This is a genomic window from Acidovorax sp. Q11, from assembly GCF_054950075.1.
Genome location: NZ_JBUDZG010000114.1, coordinates 1 through 315 on the forward strand (window position 1 = coordinate 1; position 315 = coordinate 315).

Here is a 315-nt window from a genome sequence, read left to right on the forward strand (position 1 = left end):
TGTGAGGCATAGCATGTCAACAAGGAGCATGAATGCCACGCAAGACGAAGACAACCGCAGCAGCGGACAAGGCGGCGCAGCCGCAATTCTCAGCCGCAGCGCTTGAGCAACTGATCCCCGGGCCGGTAACGCCAGCCGAACTCGAAGGCATCTTCCAGCAGTTCAAGAAGTCGGTTCTTGAGCGCGCCCTGGGCGCCGAGATGAGTCACCACCTGGGCTACGCGTCCGGCCAGGCCAAGCCCGAAGGGGCTGCGGCCAATCACCGCAACGGCAAGAGCGCCAAGACCGTGCTGACCGACGTCGGCGCCTTGCGCA

The 315-nt window shown here is 63.8% G+C and carries 1 protein-coding gene; it reads left to right on the forward strand.

Annotated features, from left to right (window positions below; genetic code table 11):
- Nucleotides 1-32: 32 nt before the first annotated feature.
- Nucleotides 33-315 (forward strand): transposase (locus ACYZGB_RS22915; RefSeq protein ID WP_462391288.1); only part of this gene is annotated, 283 nt, incomplete at its 3' end.